Annotated in this window: 13 protein-coding genes; 10 read left to right on the top strand and 3 right to left on the bottom strand. The window is 62.7% G+C overall.

The features are described 5' to 3' along the window. Positions 1-90: 90 nt before the first annotated feature. Together Q9Q94_RS14350 and argB are read left to right on the top strand one after the other, a co-directional pair. On the top strand, positions 91-507 hold the full coding sequence (locus Q9Q94_RS14350) for an Hsp20/alpha crystallin family protein (RefSeq protein ID WP_305980795.1): 417 nt from the start codon (positions 91-93) through the stop codon (positions 505-507). A 188-nt stretch (positions 508-695) separates the two neighbouring features. After that, positions 696-1589, top strand: coding sequence for an acetylglutamate kinase (gene argB, locus Q9Q94_RS14345; RefSeq protein ID WP_305980794.1), 894 nt, complete (start codon positions 696-698; stop codon positions 1587-1589). 157 nt (positions 1590-1746) lie between these two features. Here the strand turns inward: argB and Q9Q94_RS14340 are convergent, their stop codons facing one another. Continuing rightward, positions 1747-2010, bottom strand: coding sequence for an acyl carrier protein (locus Q9Q94_RS14340; RefSeq protein ID WP_305980793.1), 264 nt, complete (start codon positions 2008-2010; stop codon positions 1747-1749). 86 nt (positions 2011-2096) lie between these two features. Between Q9Q94_RS14340 and Q9Q94_RS14335 the strand changes: the two genes are divergently transcribed. The 3 genes from Q9Q94_RS14335 to pgm all read left to right on the top strand — a co-directional run bounded on the left by Q9Q94_RS14335 (position 2097) and on the right by pgm (position 6655). Next, a complete protein-coding gene (locus tag Q9Q94_RS14335; protein ID WP_305980792.1) occupies positions 2097-3698 on the top strand; it encodes an acyl-CoA ligase (AMP-forming), exosortase A system-associated in 1602 nt (533 codons plus the stop codon). Beyond that, positions 3695-4930: a pyridoxal-dependent decarboxylase, exosortase A system-associated gene (locus Q9Q94_RS14330; protein ID WP_305980791.1), complete on the top strand. Its 1236-nt coding sequence runs from the start codon at positions 3695-3697 to the stop codon at positions 4928-4930. The genes Q9Q94_RS14335 and Q9Q94_RS14330 overlap by 4 nt, the downstream gene beginning before the upstream one ends. A gap of 93 nt (positions 4931-5023) precedes the next feature. Further along, positions 5024-6655, top strand: coding sequence for a phosphoglucomutase (alpha-D-glucose-1,6-bisphosphate-dependent) (gene pgm / locus Q9Q94_RS14325; RefSeq protein ID WP_305980790.1), 1632 nt, complete (start codon positions 5024-5026; stop codon positions 6653-6655). A gap of 172 nt (positions 6656-6827) precedes the next feature. Here the strand turns inward: pgm and Q9Q94_RS14320 are convergent, their stop codons facing one another. Both Q9Q94_RS14320 and Q9Q94_RS14315 read right to left on the bottom strand, forming a co-directional pair. After that, positions 6828-7961 (bottom strand): response regulator, encoded by a 1134-nt coding sequence (locus Q9Q94_RS14320; RefSeq protein WP_305980789.1) that lies wholly within the window; start codon positions 7959-7961, stop codon positions 6828-6830. Next, on the bottom strand, positions 7958-8986 hold the full coding sequence (locus Q9Q94_RS14315) for an oxidoreductase (protein ID WP_305980788.1): 1029 nt from the start codon (positions 8984-8986) through the stop codon (positions 7958-7960). Before Q9Q94_RS14315 ends, Q9Q94_RS14320 begins: the two co-directional genes overlap by 4 nt. A 259-nt stretch (positions 8987-9245) precedes the next feature. On the opposite strand from Q9Q94_RS14315, the gene Q9Q94_RS14310 reads away from it, so the two are divergent. From Q9Q94_RS14310 to Q9Q94_RS14290, 5 genes are all read left to right on the top strand, one after another. Next, a complete protein-coding gene (locus tag Q9Q94_RS14310; RefSeq protein WP_305980787.1) occupies positions 9246-10106 on the top strand; it encodes an HDOD domain-containing protein in 861 nt (286 codons plus the stop codon). A gap of 84 nt (positions 10107-10190) precedes the next feature. Beyond that, positions 10191-12008: a DNA mismatch repair endonuclease MutL gene (gene mutL, locus Q9Q94_RS14305; protein WP_305980786.1), complete on the top strand. Its 1818-nt coding sequence runs from the start codon at positions 10191-10193 to the stop codon at positions 12006-12008. A 98-nt stretch (positions 12009-12106) separates the two neighbouring features. Beyond that, complete coding sequence (locus Q9Q94_RS14300) at positions 12107-14026, top strand: ABC transporter substrate-binding protein (protein WP_305980785.1); 1920 nt, start codon at positions 12107-12109, stop codon at positions 14024-14026. Between the two features lie 71 nt (positions 14027-14097). Further along, positions 14098-15258, top strand: a complete 1161-nt coding sequence (locus tag Q9Q94_RS14295; protein WP_305980784.1) for an oligogalacturonate lyase family protein — start codon at positions 14098-14100, stop codon at positions 15256-15258. A 77-nt stretch (positions 15259-15335) separates the two neighbouring features. Beyond that, positions 15336-16229, top strand: coding sequence for a helix-turn-helix domain-containing protein (locus tag Q9Q94_RS14290; protein WP_305980783.1), 894 nt, complete (start codon positions 15336-15338; stop codon positions 16227-16229). Positions 16230-16302: the final 73 nt, after the last annotated feature.

Here is a 16302-nt window from a genome sequence, read left to right as displayed (position 1 = left end):
CCCCTTTCACCCTTGAATCGCCACCCGCCGGCCTCCATCTTCGTAGTGCAGGAGGGATCATTCCTCCTTCGACAAGGAAAGGAGTCAATCATGGCAAACATCGTCCGTACTGATCCTTTCGAGGATCTGCTGCGCGGTTTCTTCGTCCACCCCGTCGAATTCGGCGCCGGCATGGTCGAAACACCGCATATCAAGGTTGATGTGCGTGAAGCAGGTGACGCCTACATGGTGCACGCCGATCTGCCCGGAATGAAGAAGGAAGACATTCATGTCCAGATCGACGGCAGCGTGCTCTCCATCACAGCCGAGCGCACCCAGACGCATGAAGTGAAAGAAGGCGAGCACATCCTTCGCTCCGAACGCAGCTTCGGCAAGGTCGCCCGCAAATTCGATCTGGGCTCCGATCTGGATGAAGCCCGTGCCACAGCGAAATTCACTGACGGCGTACTGGAGCTGACCCTGCCCAAGAAAGCCGGGCCGAAGACCAAACGACTGATGATTTCATAAGCCGGGCGGATTGCAGGAGCGAGCCCGCCAGCGCCCGCCACTTGTAGTCCGGCGTTGTCGGACGCACGGGTTTGCTCCTGTGGCGGTGACACAAGACAAACCGCCAATCATTAAAGGCAGCGTCAAACGGACGCTGCCTTTTTTCATGCGTTAAAATCGCGCTTTGCTCACCCAGCTGCCCCGTCGCCATGACCATCGATCTCAAGCAACTTGCTCCCGCCCTCAAGGCTGAAATCCTCGCGGAAGCCCTGCCCTACATCAAGCGCTTCTTCGACAAGACCATCGTGATCAAATACGGCGGCAATGCGATGACCGATCCGCAGTTGCAAGACTGTTTTGCCCGTGATGTGGTCTTGCTCAAACTGGTAGGCCTGAATCCGGTTGTCGTGCACGGTGGCGGTCCGCAAATTGACGACCTGCTCAAGCGTGTTGGCAAACAAGGCCAATTCATCCAGGGCATGCGCGTCACCGACGCAGAGACCATGGACATCGTCGAGATGGTGCTCGGCGGTCAGGTCAACAAGGACATCGTCAACCTCATCAACAAGCACGGGGGCAAGGCTGTCGGCCTGACCGGTGCTGATGCCGGCTTCATCCGCGCCAAGAAGATGATGATGCCGAACAAGGACAAGCCGGAAGAGATGCTGGATATCGGCCAGGTCGGCGAAATCACCTCGATCGACCCCTCGGTGATCACCTTCCTCGACTCCGGCGACTTCATCCCGGTGATTGCCCCTATCGGTGTGGGCGAAAGCGGCGAGACCTACAACATCAACGCGGATCTGGTGGCTGGCAAGCTCGCTGAAGTGCTCAAGGCCGAGAAGCTGGTGCTGCTGACCAACACCCCGGGCGTGCTGGACAAGGCCGGCAAGCTGCTCACGGGCCTGACTCCGCGCCAGATCGATGATCTGGTGGCTGACGGCACGCTTTCCGGCGGCATGCTGCCGAAGATCAGTTCCGCGCTGGACGCTGCCCGCAGCGGCGTGAACTCGGTGCACATCATCGACGGTCGCGTCGAGCACTGCCTGCTGCTGGAAATTCTGACGCACCACGGCGTCGGAACGATGATCAAGAGCAAGTGATTTCAAGCAGCAGAACGCAGCTTGAAATCATCCCGATGAAGATCGGGCTCCAGAAACGGGAGACGGTGGGCTATCGCTGGATCCCGGCCTGCGCGTCGGGATGACGGCCCGGAGGTTTTTGCAGGAGCGGCCTCTGGCCGCGCCTGCAACGAAACTATCAGGCCGCCAGCTTGTTCGCCACAAAAGCAGTCAGGGTGCCGACGGTTTCGAAAGTCGAACCATCGATGTCATCGTCAGCCAGGTGGAAGCCGAAATGCTCCTCCAATCCTGCAATCACGCCAACGACCGCCATGGAATCCAGTTCAGGCACGGCACCCAGCAAAGGGGTCGCGTCATTGAATGAAGCGGCACGGCCGCCCAGCCCCAGTACTTCTTCCAGCACTTGCAACACGGCGTGCCGGGTATTATCGAGCGAAGACAAAATCGATTCCTTGGATTGACTGCACGAAAGGGCGGCATTATAAGCCCCGATTCCTCCGATCACCCAGCCGAGTACTTGCACGAGACATGAGCGATTCCTGGCTCCTTCACCATCTCATCGAACGCAGCGCCAGGCGTGCGCCGACTGCTCCAGCCCTTACTGCAGGTAGCAGCACGCAGGATTACGCCAGCCTGTGGCAGCTTGTTCAAGCCTGTGCGCGTGGTTTCGCCAGCCTGGGGTTGGCGCGCAGCCAGCGGGTCGGCATCTATCTCGACAAGCGCATCGAAACCGTCGTCGCCAGTTTCGGCGCAAGCGCTGCCGGTGGCGTGTTCGTACCGATCAATCCACTGCTGAAGCCTGATCAGGTCGCCTACATCCTGCGCGACTGCAATGTACGCGTGCTCGTCACCTCACCCGAGCGTCTGCTCACCCTGCGTGATGCACTGGCCGCATGCCCGGATCTGCAACACCTGGTTGTCACAGGCAACGCCAGCAGCACTGTAACCAACACCCATGCCACCCACAGCTGGCAGGAAGTGCTTGACGAAGAAAATCGCCAGCCCCCGACGCATGACGTGCCAACCGAGCTGGACATGGCCGCGATTCTCTACACCTCGGGCAGCACCGGCCGGCCCAAGGGCGTGGTGCTCTCGCATCGGAACATGGTGGCCGGCGCCAGGAGCGTGGCCGAATATCTGGGCAACCACCCCGGCGACAGTCTGCTCGCCGCCCTGCCGCTCTCCTTCGACGCCGGCTTCTCGCAGCTCACCACCGCCTTCCACGCCGGCGCGCGCGTGGTGCTGCTGAACTACCTGATGCCGCGCGACATCGTGAAGGCACTTGAGCGCGAAAAAATTACCGGCCTCACCGCGGTGCCGCCGCTGTGGTTGCAGCTAGCCGCACAGCCGCTCCCGGCGGGCATCTCCAGCCACCTGCGCTACATCGCCAATACCGGCGGGCATCTCCCGGAGACCACCCTGAAGACGCTCATGCAGAGCCTGCCTTCAGCCACCCCCTATCTGATGTACGGCCTCACCGAAGCCTTCCGCGCGACTTACCTCGACCCGGCCGAGATCGCCCGCCGGCCCGACTCCATCGGCAAGGCCATCCCGGACAACGAAGTGCTGGTGCTGCGCGAAGACGGCACGGAATGCGCGCCCAACGAGCCCGGCGAGCTCGTCCAGCGCGGCCCACTGGTAGCGATGGGCTACTGGAACGACGCCGAGAAAACCGCCGAACGCTTCCGCCCGCTGCCCGCTCACCTGCGCCCGCATGGCCTGATGTTGCCCGAGATCGCCGTGTACTCCGGCGACACCGTGCGCCGCGATGCAGACGGCTTCCTCTATTTCATCGGCCGCACGGACGAAATGATCAAGACCTCCGGCTACCGCGTCAGCCCCAGCGAAGTCGAGGAGGAAGCCTATGCCACCGGCTTGGTCGCCGAATGCGCCGCGGTCGGCGTGCCGCACCCACAGCTCGGCGCGGCCATCGTGCTGATCGTTACGCCCGCCCACACAGACATCGACGCCGCCGCCCTGCTCGCTGCACTGAAGACCCGCGTGCCGGCTTATCAGGTGCCCGCGCAGATTGCGCTGCGCCATGAAGCCCTGCCACGCAATGCCAACGGCAAGATAGATCGCAAGGCGCTGGCGGGTGAATTTGCCGATCTGTTCGCGACTGCACAATGACTACCCCCGCCAAACCTCGCCACGCCCCCATGACCCAGTTCCCCGTCCTCGATGGCGAACTGGTGATTGGTGGCAAGCCCGTCTCGCAGCTGGCCGAGGAGCTCGGCACGCCTTTCTACGCCTACGATCGCGCAGTGATCGCCGCGCGCATCGCCAGCCTGCGTGCGACGCTGCCGGCGCAGATCAAGCTGCACTACGCGATCAAGGCCAACCCGCTGCCGGCACTCGTGCAGCACATGGCCGGGCGGGTCGACGGGCTCGACGTGGCCTCGGGCGGCGAGCTGGCCGTGGCGCTGGCCAGCGGCATGACAGCGGCGGAGATCAGCTTCGCCGGCCCCGGCAAGCGCGAGGCCGAGCTGGAAGCGGCGGTGCGGGCGGGCGTGCTGCTCAACGTCGAGTCGGCCCGCGAGGTCGAGCTGCTCGCAGCGATCTCGCAGCGTCTGGGCTTGCCGGCTCGCGTCGCGGTGCGCGTGAATCCGGATTTCGAACTCAAGTCTTCGGGCATGAAGATGGGTGGCGGCCCCAAGCCCTTCGGCGTCGATGCGGAAGTCGTTCCGGCTCTGCTCCGCCGCATCGGCGAGCTGGGGCTGGCCTTCGAGGGTTTTCACCTCTTCGCCGGTTCGCAGAATCTGCGCAGCGAGGCCATCGTCGAAGCCCAGCAGGCCTGCTACGCGCTGGCCGTGCGGCTCGCAGCCGATGCACCCGCGCCGGTGCGCACGCTGAACCTGGGCGGCGGCTTCGGCATTCCGTATTTCCCCGGCGACACGCCGCTGGACCTCACCCCCATCGGCGCGAATCTGGCCGAACTGGTGGCGCGAGCGCAAACCGATCTGCCGCAGGCGGAGCTGGTCATCGAACTCGGCCGCTATCTGGTCGGCGAGGCGGGCGTATACGTTTGCCGCGTGATCGACCGCAAGGTCTCGCGCGGCCAGGTCTTCCTCGTCTGCGACGGCGGACTGCATCACCACCTCGCCGCCTCCGGCAACTTCGGTCAGCTGATCCGCAAGAACTACCCGGTCATCATCGGCAACAAGGCCGCTGCACCAGCAACTGAAATCGCCAGCGTAGTCGGCCCGCTGTGCACCCCGCTGGATATTCTGGCGGACCGCATGGAGCTGCCCGCCGCCGAACCCGGCGATCTGGTGGCCGTGTATCAGAGCGGCGCCTACGGCTTCAGCGCCAGCCCACGGGATTTTCTGGGGCATCCACAGGCGAAGGAAGTGCTTGTGTAGGGTGCGCACTGCGCACCACACCAATCCTCCCCGTAAAATCCCTCCCGAATCCGGGTGCGCGATGCGCACCCTACCTTTTCTCTGGAGACAGCAATGGCTCACCCCCTCGCCGGCAAACCGGCCCCAGTCGAAGTCCTGACCGACATTGCCGCCCTTCTCGCCGCCTATGCCGATGTGCCGGACGTGAGCATCGCCGGGCAGCGCGTGGCCTTCGGCACCAGCGGCCATCGCGGTACGGCTTTCAAGCGCAGCTTCAACGAGGCGCACATCCTCGCCATTACCCAGGCCACCTGCGAATACCGCGCAGCGCACGGCATCACCGGCCCGCTCTACGTCGGCAAGGATTCCCACGCCCTCTCCGCGCCTGCTCAGCGTTCGGTGATCGAAGTGCTGGCCGCACATGGCGTGCAGGTGCGCATGCAGGCGAAGGACGGCTTTGCGCCCACACCGGTGATCTCCCACGCAATCCTCGGCTACAACAAGGGCCGCACGACAGATCTGGCCGATGGCCTGATCATCACCCCTTCGCATAACCCGCCGCAGGACGGTGGCATCAAGTACAACCCGCCCAATGGCGGCCCGGCCGACACCGATGTGACCGGCTGGATCGAGAAGCGCGCCAATGCTCTGCTGACAGCCGGCAACGTGGAAGTGAAGCGCACTCCTTACGCTGAAGCGATCAAGGCCAGTTGCATCACCCAGATGGACTTTGCTTCAGGCTACATCGCCGATCTGGATCAGGTAATCGACATGGAGGCGATCCGCAAGGCGGGGCTGAAGATCGGCGTTGATCCGCTGGGCGGCGCAGCCGTGGCTTACTGGGCGCGCATCGCCGAGCAATACGGTCTGAACATTGAGGTCGTGAATCCGAAGGTCGATCCGGCCTTTGCCTTCATGACCCTCGACCACGACGGCAAGATCCGCATGGACTGCTCCAGCCCTTATGCGATGGCAAGCCTGGTCGGTCTCAAGGATCGCTTCGACATTGCCTGGGGCAATGATGCGGACGTGGACCGCCACGGCATCGTCACGCCCAGCGGGTTGATGAACCCCAATCATTACCTCGCAGTCGCGATCAGATATCTGCTCACGCATCGCCCGCAGTGGGCCGATTGCGCAGTCGGCAAAACACTGGTGTCTTCCAGCATGATCGACCGCGTGGTGGCGGGCCTCGGCCGCACCCTGCTGGAAGTGCCAGTGGGCTTCAAGTGGTTCGCGCCGGGCCTGCTCGATGGCAGCCTGTGCTTCGGCGGCGAAGAGAGCGCGGGCGCGAGCTTCCTGCGCCGCGACGGCACGGAGTGGACCACGGACAAGGACGGCATCATCCTCGGCCTGCTCGCTGCCGAAATCACCGCCGTGACCGGCAAGAACCCGGCCGAGCATTACGCCGAACTCACCGCTCAATACGGCGCGCCGCATTACATCCGCATCGACGCGGCGGCCACCCCGGCGCAGAAGGCCGCTTTCAAGCAACTCACTGGCGACAAGGTGGCAGCCCAATCGCTGGCGTGTGAGCCCATCACCGCACGCCTCACCACCGCGCCGGGCAACGGCGCCAGCATCGGCGGCCTGAAGGTCACGACCGCCAACGGCTGGTTTGCCGCGCGGCCCTCGGGCACCGAAGACATCTACAAGATCTACGCCGAAAGCTTCGTCTCGGCCGAGCACCTGCAACGGATCGTGAAAGAAGCGCAGGAGATCGTTACGGCAGCGCTTGGTGGATAAGCTGGAGAGCCGCGCCCAGCCTTGATTTCAGGGTAGCCTGCGCGCTCAGGTCCATCCGGCGCCACTCTGCAGACGGACTGTCTGCAAGCCAAGGCTGTATGCGGCTCTTCAGGCAATAAAAAAAGCCCGCTCAAGAGCGCGGCTTTTTTTGTCTTCTGCACGACATGCTGGTTCAGCCTCGCCATTCAGTCGGGTTGCTGGTGATCGTCGCTGTCATCGTTGTGGTGGTGTGCATTTCCAGCGAGGTGACCTGGGCTTTTTCCGCCAGCTGGGCGAGACGCAGATCGATACGGAAATCCTGTTCAAACAGCTCCAGCAGCGGCATCACGGTCTGCACCAGTTCGCGCAGGCGCTTGCGGGGTTCATCCCTGCTGCCGGTACGGATCTGGGTCAGGGCGTGATCAATGCTGACGGCCAGACGGCTGAAGCGACCGATGTTGTCGGCATTGACTTCGCCGGACTCGGACACCACCCGGTTGCCACCGAGCAGTACGCCATCGGCCACGCGCGAGGCCGCCAGCTGCAGCAGCTCTTCGAGTGAGAGGTTCGGATCCCCGTGCGCACTGGCCAGCCCGACAGTCAGGCTGATGCGGATACGGTGCTCCTTGTAGGTCATCACGATGGTGTCGATGGCCCGGCGCAGTCTCAGCGCAAAGGCGCCACAGGCATCGAGATCGGCGGAAGGCGAGATGATCGCGAACTGGCCTTCAGCCAGGTGGGCAATGGTGTCTTCCTTGCGAACCTTGGCCGAGAGCAGCTTGGAAAGCTTGCGGTGTACAAGCTGACCGACGCTGTGACCATAGCTTTCGCACAGTTTGTCGTAGCCATCCACCTGGATGACCATTACCGACACATCGCCACGGTTGCGGCGCACCAGCTGTTCGCGGCTTTCTTCCAGCTCGCGGCGGGTCTGGGCCAGTTTCGCCAGCGCTTCGATCCGGGCGACGAGTTCGACGCGCGGCGTACCCTTGGTGATGAAATCGGTGGCGCCCATGGCCTGGGCTTTCATGCGCGCCTCGTTCTCGTCTTCGCCGGAGATGATCAGCACCGGCAAGGTGTTCACACGCGACAGCCGCGAGCCACGAATCCGGGCGAGCAGGCCGAAACCGTCCAGGCGCGGCATGCCGATGTCGGAAATCACGACTTCGATGGTCGGATCCAGCAGCAGGCTTTGCCAGCCGGCTTCACCATCGGTTTCTTCACGCACGTCAAATTTGTCGCGTATCTGCTTGACCAGCGATGCACGCACCATGCGCGAATCATCGACGATCAGCACCCGCGGCAATTGCGCTATGACTTCGCTCATGGCGTTTCCTTTGTTTCTTCCAACGAAGCTATCTGTACAACAGTGCGCCCCGTAGCACGGGCCGCGATGAAATCGTCAAACACCTGCGGCAACTCTTCAAACCTGATGGTCCGGGTGATCGCTGCCAGGTGACGCGGACGCAAATCCGCGGACAGGCGCGTCCAGGCTCGTTCCCGCACATCGAATCCAGCGTACACCGAGTCAATTCCCAGCAGGCTGACCCCACGCAAAACGAAGGGCATGACCGTCGTATTCAGTACAGTATCGGCCGCCAGACCGATACTCGCCACTACCCCGGTGGGTTTGCTGGTTGACAGTAGCCAGGCCAGCACCGTTCCGCCCAGATTGTCGATGGCACCCGCCCAGATCCCTTTGTCCAGCGGTTTGCTCGCGTCCAGCACCAGTTCGCTGCGCAGCATGACCCGCGCCGCGCCCAGCGATTTGAGCCAGTCAGCCTGCTCCGGCTTGCCAGTCAGCGCCACAACCTCATAACCGCGCCCGGCCAGCATGTCGATGGCCAGCGAGCCAACCCCGCCGCTCGCGCCGGTTACCATCACCGGCCCGCGTTCGGGCTTGAGGCCATTGTCTTCCATGCGGTTGATCGCCATCGCCGCCGTCAGACCGGCAGTGCCGATGGCCATGGCCTCTTGCAGACTCAGGCTGGCGGGCAAAGGCAATACCCAGCCACCAGGCACCAGAGCGTATTCGGCATACCCGCCATGATGAGCCACGCCGATTTCATAGCTGGTGGCAATGACCTTGTCGCCGGGCTGAAAGCGTGGCGCAGCACTGCGCACCACCGTACCGGCCAGATCAATCCCGCCTACGCAAGGGAAACGGCGCACGATGCGGCCTTTGCCGGTAGCCGCCAGCGCATCCTTGTAATTGACGGACGAACATTCGACGCGGATCAGCACATCCCCGTGATCCAGCGCGGTTTCGTCCATGTCGACAAAACGCCCGCCAACGCTCCCGGTTGCGGGGTTTCCAACCTGTTCTATACGGAAAGCCTTGAACGGTTTCACCTGTCTGATTCTGCTCGGTTGATGCGAGGGCGGGATATTGGCGTCTGCTTCAGCGACTGGCAATCGTGGCGTTGTTTTATTGCGAAAGAGATAGGCAGGCAAGGCGCCTTCCGGCGCACGTAGCGACAGACACGACCGACGGCAAACCGCGTGTAAACCCTGATGGCCATGCACACGCGTCTGGTGACGACACCTAAAGTTGCAGCGCACAACTGCCGTAGAACCCTGCACGCAGCCGACACCTTTTATGGAATGGACCATGCTCGCAGCGCCCCTCGATTCGATTGAGAGCTACATCAACTACTTCAGCCACAAGGACATTACCGTGCTGAGGCGCAGCATGCGCACGCTCGCCGAATTGCAGAAGGACGAGGACTCCGTCAGCGGTCGTGCGCTAGCCAACGTGGTACTGCAGGACCCGATGCTGGCCTTGCGGGTGCTGGTCTATCTGGAGGCGCACCGCAACCAGCGCCAGAACCACGACATTACCACTGCGGATCGCGCCATCATGATGATGGGCATCACGCCGTTCTTCGAGAAATTCGGCAATCTGCCAACCGTGGAAGAAAAGCTCGCCACCCATCCCAAAGCACTGGTCGGCCTGCTCAAGGTGGTCAGCCGCGCCAAGCACGCAGCGCGCTGGGCACGCGAATTCGCCTTGATGCGCCACGACATCGACGTTGACGAAGTCACCGTCGCCGCCCTGCTCCATGATGCGGCAGAGATCCTCTTCTGGTGCTTCGCCCCGACCTGCATGCTCAAGGTGGAGCAGCTCAAGCGTGACCACTCCGGCATTCGCAGCGCAGTCGCCCAACAGGCCATTCTCGGCGTGAATACCCGTGATACCCAGCTCGCGCTGGTGCGTGAATGGCATCTGCCGGAACTGCTGATCACCCTGATGAACGAGGACAACGCCGAAAATCCGCGGGTGAAGAATGTCATCCTTGCCTGCGATCTGGCCCGGCATGCCGCCAACGGCTGGGATGATCCGGCCCTGCCTGACGATTACGTTGCCATCAGCGAGTTGCTGCGTGTAAAGCGCAGCGTCGTCATGCAACGCATCGGCGTACCGGAAGAATACTGGCAGCCCGTCGCCGACGCAGAGACCGAGGCCGAATAAGCCGGCAGTCAGCGCGGAGCATCCCCACTCTTCGCTGCCGATTTTCCGGGATAATGTCGCGTTCGCCTCCTGGTCGTTCGCCGCATGCCCGCCATCCACAAACTCCCCGAAGTCCTGATCAACCAGATCGCTGCTGGCGAGGTCGTCGAGCGCCCGGCATCCGTGCTCAAGGAGCTGCTGGAGAACAGTCTGGATGCCGGCAGCCGCGCGGTTGAGGTCGCACTCGCGCAGGGGGGCGTGAAGCAGCTGCGCATCACCGACGACGGCTGCGGCATCGAACAAGGCGATCTGGCCCTCGCCCTGGAACGTCACGCCACCAGCAAGATCCGCTCACTGGAAGATCTCGAAGCCGTCGGCACCATGGGTTTCCGCGGCGAAGCCCTGGCCGCCATCGCTTCGGTTGCCCGCACCCAGATCACCAGCCGCACGCCGGGCGCCGCTCATGCCTGGCGCGTGACCGAGCGCGAGCGTGTCCCCAGCCCTGCCGCGCTGAATGGCGGCACGGTGATCGAGGTCGAAGACCTCTACTACAACACGCCGGCGCGGCGGAAATTCCTCAAGAGCGAATCCACCGAGTTCGGTCACTGTGACGACGTATTCCGCCGCATTGCGCTGGCGCGGCCGGACGTAGGCTTTCAGCTCGCCCACAATGGCCGCGTGTCGCTGCGTCTGGCTGCCGGCGACGCCGAGCGCCGGGTGCGCGAAATTCTCGGCGACGATTTCATGGCCAACAGCCGCCGCGTCGAAGTGGAAAACGGCGCGCTACGTCTCTCCGGTTTTGCCGCCCTGCCGGCCTACGCGCGTGCCAACCGCGATGCCCAGTTTTTCTACGTAAATGGCCGTTTCGTGCGCGACAAGCTGATCCAGCACGCCTTGCGCGAAGCCTATGCGGATATCCTGCACGGCGCACGGCATCCGGCTTTCGTGCTGTTCCTCGACATGGACCCGGCCGGCGTGGACGTGAACGTGCATCCGGCCAAGACCGAAGTACGCTTTCGCGACGGCCGGGCGATTCACCAGTTCGTGTTTCACGCCCTTTCCCGCAGTCTCGCCGTGCCGGTACAGGCCGCCCTCGCTCCGACCCACGCAGCGGAATTGACGCATTACACCGGCCCGACCGAGCAGATGCGCATGGCCGTGGAAGAGCCCCGTCACCCGGCATGGTCTGCGCCGGAAGTCTCTGACGGGTCCACAAGCCGGAACGGTTTTTACCCGACGAGCTTCTCAAGACCCGCATCCAGCGGCCCTGTCAGCCCTGCCATGCTGGAGAGCCTTGCAGTACGTGACTCTTCAGGCCGGCCGCCTGAAGAGCCAGGCCAGGCGCCGCCTCTGGGCTATGCCATCGGCCAGATCCACGGCGTCTACGTGCTGGCCCAGAACGCCAGCGGGCTGATCCTGGTCGACATGCATGCCGCACACGAACGCATCCTCTATGAACAACTCAAGCATGTGCTCAACGGCAATCCCGGTGTACAGCGCCTGCTGATCCCGGCGGTGTTCAATGCCAGCAAGATGGAGCTGGCCACCGCCGAGGAACATGCCGACACCCTCAACCACATGGGCTTCGATATCGCCGCGGCCGGGCCGCACGAGCTGGCCGTGCGCAGCGTGCCGGCACTGCTCGGCCGCGCCAACATCACCGAACTGCTGCGTGCCTTGCTCGCCGAGTTGCGCGACTTCCCGGCCAGCGAGGTGATCGCCGCACGGCGCAACGAACTGCTCGCCACCATGGCCTGTCACGGTGCCGTGCGCGCCAACCGCCAGCTCACGCTGCCAGAGATGAACGCCCTGTTGCGCGACATGGAGGCGACCGAGCGTGCCGACCAGTGCAACCACGGTCGCCCGACCTGGACCCAGCTGTCGATGAGCGATCTGGACAAACTCTTCATGCGTGGCCAGTAAGACGACCGCCCGCAGCCATGTCGTAAACGTACAAGACAGCCCTGCCAGCCTTCCGGAAACTTGCCTCATCAGTTCAAAAACATGGAGGCAAGCCCGGTATGACCCGATCCCTGATTCAATCCACGCTCAAGGGTGGACTCTCCCTCGCCCTGCTGTTCGCCCTGCAGCCCGGATTTGCGAACACCTACAAGCAGGCCCCGAGCCTTGACGCACTGGTTCGCAGCGGCGCATTGCCCCCGGTCGAAAAGCGCCTGCCTGCCCAGCCAGAGGTGATCACCCCGGTGCAACGCAACGGCCAGTACGGCGGCGTGCTGCGCTCGGCCCTGCGCGGCAATGCGGATTACCACGCGATCCTGCGCTTGGTCGGCAATCAGGGCCTGTCGCGCTGGTCACTGGATTTCAACAGCGTGCAGCCGAACATTGCCGAGAGCTGGACGGTCAACGCCGACGCCAGCGAATACATCTTCAAGCTGCGCCGCGGCATGCGCTGGTCTGATGGCAGCCCCTTCACGGCAGACGACGTGCTCTTCTCGGTCAACGATCTATCCGGCAACAAGCAGTTCCTGACCAACCCGCCCGACGTTCTGGTCGTCAAGGACAAGATGGCCGAAGTCACCAAGCTGGACGACTACACCGTCAAATTCCGGTTTGCCGGCTCTTACGTGAGCTTCCCGGAAGTGCTGGCCACGCCGCTGGGCCAGTATCCGGTCATGTGGCAGAAGAAATACTGTTCCCGTTTCCACCCCGACTACAACCCGAAGGTGGACGAACTGGTCGCCCAGAACAACGCCAAGAACTGGGGCACCCTGATGCGCATCAAGTGCGGCGACGCCGAGGTGCCGACGCGCTGGGGCAACCCGGAAAAACCCACCCTGGACCCCTGGGTGATCGAGCGCCCGTACAACGGCAGCGCCTCTCAGGTCATGCTGCGCCGCAACCCCTACTTCTGGCAGGTCGACAAGGCGGGTCAGCAGCTGCCTTACATCGACACCCTGCAGCTGGCGGTGATCTCCGAGATCGAGACCATCATGCTCACGGTTCTGAACGGCCAGCTCGACTTCCAGCACCGTCACATTTTCCCGATCCAGAATCGTCCGCTATTGGCCGAGAACGCGAAAAAAGGCAATTACACAGTGATGAGCCTGCAGTCGCTCAACGCCAACTCGGCGGGCATCTACCTGAACCAGTCGACCAAGAAGGATCGTCTGCGCGAGCAGATCCGCAACAAGGATTTCCGTATCGCCCTGTCGCTGGGCATGGATCGCAAGGAGATCAACGACATCGTTTACATGGGTCAGGGCGCGCCCTGGCAGACCGGGCCGTTCAAGGAATCGAAGTGGTACAACGAGAAACTGGGCACCCAGTACACCCAGCATGACGTGAAACAGGCCAACGAGATCCTTGACCGTCTGGGCCTCACCAAGCGCGGCGCGGATGGCTACCGGACCTTCCCGGCCGGTGGCAGGGTCTCGCTGGATGCGATTGTCGCGATCCAGCTCGCCCAGCAGATCGAGGTGCTTGAGCTGGTGCGCAAGCAATGGTCAAAGATCGGGGTCGAGCTGGTGATCCAGGCGGCCGAGCGCTCGCTGACCTTTGACCGGGCCAACTCCAACGACTACGACATCTGCGTGGATGTAGCACCGGGCGGCATGGACGCCACGATGAACCCGCGTCCCTACCTGACGATCCACCCCGAAGCCCGCCAGAGCGTGCAATGGGCCAAGTGGTACCTCTCGGGTGGCAAACAAGGGGAAGAGCCTAACGCTTCGATGAAGAAGCGCCTGGCCCTGTATGAGCAATGGCGCGCAGCCAAGAGCAGTGCCGAAGCCGAGCGTCTGTTCCGCGACATACTGAGCATCGCCGCCGACGAGTTCGAGGTGCTGGGCGCTGTCCGCCCGCCACGCGACAACGCCATCCGCCGCACCAATCTGAGCAACGTGTATGAAGCCATGCCGGCCGGCTGGACCTACCCGACGCCAGGTCCGTCCCTGCCGCAACAATGGTTCTACGCAAAGTAATCACGCCCTTCTGACTCCCCTGCGGCAGGTCCGAAAGCCTGCCGCCCAAACCTGCTTCAAAGGAAGAGACCGTGGCTAAAGGCGATATTTTCCAGCTCAAATTCCATCAGTTCTGGGACCCGGAAACCGGCGCGCGCATCCTGCGCCTGACCCCAACCGATGTCACCTGTCATCGCAACTATTTCTATCAGAAGTGCTTTACCAACGACGGTCGCAAGCTGCTGTTCGGTGCGTGGTTCGACAATAACTGGAACTGCTATCTGCTGGATCTGGACACGCAAAGCGCGCGCCAGCTCACCGAAGGCGCGGGAGACAACACCTTTGGCTGCTTTCTGTCGCCCGACGATCAATACCTCTATTACGTCAAAGGCGGCCGGGCGTTGCGCCGCGTCGCGCTGGACTCGCTTGAAGAGACCGTGATCTATCAAGTCCCCGAAGGCTACGATGGCTACGGCACCTGGGGCGTCAATTCGGCCTGCACCAAGCTGGTCGGCATCGAAGTCATGTCCTCGGACCTGATGGCGCTGGCCACCTGGCAGGAGTTCCGCGAGCAATACCTGCGCAATCCGCGCTGCCGCATGATTTCCATCGATATCGCCAGCGGCAATCGACATGTTCTTTTTGAGCAGGCGGTATGGACCGGGCACCCGATCTATCGCCCCTTTGACGACAACACCGTGGGCTACTGCCACGAAGGCCCGCTGGATCTGGTCGACAACCGCATGTGGCTGTGTGACGAACAAGGCGCAAACCGCCGCCGCGTCAAACAGCAAGAGCCGGGCGAGCGCTGCACCCACGAATTCTGGGTGCCGGACGGTTCGAAGCTGATGTACGTTTCGTACAAGCAACGTCCGGGCGGAGACCGCTGGATCTGCACGGCCGATCCGCTCACGCTGGAAAACGAAGTGATCATGCCGATGCCGGCCTGCTCGCATCTGATGAGCAACTTCGACGGCTCGCTGGCCGTGGCTGACGGATCAGGCACCCCGCAGGACATGGCCAACACCAGCGGCCACGAGCATGAAGCGGACCCGTATCTTTACCTGTTCGACCTGAAGCACAAGCAAACGCATCGCATCTGCGCGCACAACTCATCCTGGCGTGAATATCGCGCCAACCGCCAGGTAACTCATCCTCATCCGGGCTTCACTCCGGACGAAAAAGCGGTGCTCTACACCTCGGATTACGAAGGCGAGCCAGCGCTGTATCTGGCCCAGCTTCCTGTCATCTGAGCCATGGAGCCCGGACGAGCACAAAACAATCGTATCTCCGGGCTTCAATTTCATCCTTCGGCGCTAAACTGCGCAGCATGAAACTGATCGACCCTTGTCGCGAAAGCGGGTTTTCGCTGCAGCGCTGCCTGCCGCCGGCGGGTCTGGTCAGCCATGTCGACAATTTCCAGCACATCCAGATGCCGCAGGCAGGCCCTTTGCCACGCATCCTGCCCGGCAACGGCGCCCTGTGCATCATTCCGTGTCGTTCCACCCTCACATTGCGCGACGTTCACGCCGGGCAGCAGCATGTGCTGGATGAAGCGTTCATTCTGTGCAACCGGCACCATGTGCTCGATCTGTCCACCGATGCGCCGGGCCAATTCTTCGTGATCAGCTTCCGGCCAGGCCGCCTGCGCCACTTCGGCGCGGCCTGTTTTGCCGACCTGCAAGACCGGGTAACGCCCGCGTATGACCTCTGGCACCAACCGGTCGAACCGCTGAGCGAACAGCTGGCAGATTCGGCCGGCCTGACAGAGAGCACCGGCTTGCTGGGCCACTTTCTCTCCGGCCTGATCCAGCAGAATCGGCAATCCCACTTCGATGCACTGATGGACCTGCTCTATCTGGGTCCCGAACGCCGTATCTCCGATCTGGCCGATGACGCCGGCCTGAGCCTGCGCCAGTTCGAACGCGTATTCACCAGCACCTACGGCGTGACGCCCAAGTTTTTCGCCAGGGTAGCCCGTTTGCAGCGGGTCGCCCGCAAACTGGCGCTGGAGCCTACCAGCAGCGCGGCACTCAGTGCCCTGGACGCTGGTTTTTTCGATCAGTCCCATTTCGTACACGAACTGCGCAAGCTTGCCGATCTGTCGCCGGCCGAACTGGCTTGCGGCATGCGCGAGCGTCCGCATTTCTACAACCCATCCTCTCTGCAACGCTACAGTGCGCTGCTGGGAAAGGTCTTGAACGACCGGCCTCGCCTCTGCTGAACGAAACACCCGGGACAGGCATTTCCGGTCTGGACAGCCTGAAAAACCTTGTGCAGGGTGATAATTGCGCAAA

This window comes from Uliginosibacterium sp. 31-16 (genome assembly GCF_030730865.1).
In the GTDB taxonomy this organism is placed as follows: domain Bacteria; phylum Pseudomonadota; class Gammaproteobacteria; order Burkholderiales; family Rhodocyclaceae; genus Uliginosibacterium.
The sequence above is the reverse complement of the archived record's forward strand: the minus strand, read 5'-3'. Positions and strand labels throughout refer to the sequence as shown.

What these genes read in the sequence shown, in the direction of transcription:
- Q9Q94_RS14350 (WP_305980795.1), top strand. Translation starts at nt 91, where the DNA reads ATGGCAAACATCGTCCGTACTGATCCTTTCGAGGATCTGCTGCGCGGT.
- argB (WP_305980794.1), top strand. Translation starts at nt 696, where the DNA reads ATGACCATCGATCTCAAGCAACTTGCTCCCGCCCTCAAGGCTGAAATC.
- Q9Q94_RS14335 (WP_305980792.1), top strand. Translation starts at nt 2,097, where the DNA reads ATGAGCGATTCCTGGCTCCTTCACCATCTCATCGAACGCAGCGCCAGG.
- Q9Q94_RS14330 (WP_305980791.1), top strand. Translation starts at nt 3,695, where the DNA reads ATGACTACCCCCGCCAAACCTCGCCACGCCCCCATGACCCAGTTCCCC.
- pgm (WP_305980790.1), top strand. Translation starts at nt 5,024, where the DNA reads ATGGCTCACCCCCTCGCCGGCAAACCGGCCCCAGTCGAAGTCCTGACC.
- Q9Q94_RS14320 (WP_305980789.1), bottom strand. Translation starts at nt 7,961, where the DNA reads ATGAGCGAAGTCATAGCGCAATTGCCGCGGGTGCTGATCGTCGATGAT.
- Q9Q94_RS14310 (WP_305980787.1), top strand. Translation starts at nt 9,246, where the DNA reads ATGCTCGCAGCGCCCCTCGATTCGATTGAGAGCTACATCAACTACTTC.
- mutL (WP_305980786.1), top strand. Translation starts at nt 10,191, where the DNA reads ATGCCCGCCATCCACAAACTCCCCGAAGTCCTGATCAACCAGATCGCT.
- Q9Q94_RS14300 (WP_305980785.1), top strand. Translation starts at nt 12,107, where the DNA reads ATGACCCGATCCCTGATTCAATCCACGCTCAAGGGTGGACTCTCCCTC.
- Q9Q94_RS14290 (WP_305980783.1), top strand. Translation starts at nt 15,336, where the DNA reads ATGAAACTGATCGACCCTTGTCGCGAAAGCGGGTTTTCGCTGCAGCGC.